Below are 986 nucleotides of genomic sequence, written 5' to 3'. Positions count from 1 at the left end.
CAGCAGTGTTCAGCGTAAATGTATCAGGGCCATGAACGAACAGGAAGTGGTGCAGTGGCTGGAGCAGGCGCTGGCCAATCCCCGCCTTAGGTTACAGGCCAAAGCCCAACCGCTCCAGGAGAGTCCCAAGGCTTATGCCCTCGTCATTATGATCAACCGCCCTGCCGGCCTTGCTCTCAACTATGAGGAGTTGACGGCCTGGTTCCAGAAGGCGATTCCCACTCGCTACCCCCAAGTCAAACGGTTGGCCCTCTACAGCCGCCCCATGGGCCAGCAGGCTGCCGACTGGAAAACTCAGGTGAGGCTGGATCCGGAGCCGGCGACAGACAAGGTGGATCCCGGTCGTGTTAGCAGTGCAGAGCACTTTACCGCTACGCGACCCTCTCGCGAACCCGTCAGTGGGACGGAGTCCCCGGAGAGTCTGGATCTAAGCTGCTACTGCTTTGTCAGCGATCGCCAGTTGCTTACTGCCGACCTTCCTCAGCCGCCTGGTTTGCTCCGCCAGGCGGTTTTGGGTTTTCACAGCCTCACTTCTGGGCAAAAACAGGAGGTTCTGCCCCTCTTGCCCACCTTGTTTCGCAATCCCAGCGCCGTCTCGACGGTGATGCTGTCGGTGGAGGCAGCCCTGTGGCTGGAGCCTCTGAAAAGCCTGAATCCCCACGAGCTGCGTCTACTGAGCGTTTGGCTGAGCCGCTATTGCTTCAACCCCAGCCGCACCGTAGCGGAATTGGATCCCGCCACCTCAGGTCTCAAAATTGGGCAAACCAAGCGCAGCTACCGCGCGCCTCAGGTGGGGGTCTCGCTGATTTTGGCCAGCTTTGCCGGCAACCTGACGGCGGCCTCAGGTGTGACCCTGAGCCTGCTGTTCGGTATGGTGTTTGTGCTTTTCCTGGCCATCTTGGGCGTCTCAGAGGGGGGATTTTCCTTGGGCTTTTTCATCCTTGCCGTTCTGCTCACCCTCGCCTTCAATGCCCTGATCTTCTTTT

Annotated in this window: 1 pseudogene; it reads left to right on the top strand. The window is 59.3% G+C overall.

The features are described from left to right. Positions 1 to 31: 31 nt before the first annotated feature. Positions 32 to 986, top strand: a pseudogene (locus tag NW815_RS13595) (peptidase M48); the annotation flags it as partial.

The organism is Synechococcus sp. R6-7 (assembly GCF_047461695.1).
GTDB lineage: Bacteria > Cyanobacteriota > Cyanobacteriia > Thermostichales > Thermostichaceae > Thermostichus.
The sequence above is the reverse complement of the archived record's forward strand: the minus strand, read 5'-3'. Positions and strand labels throughout refer to the sequence as shown.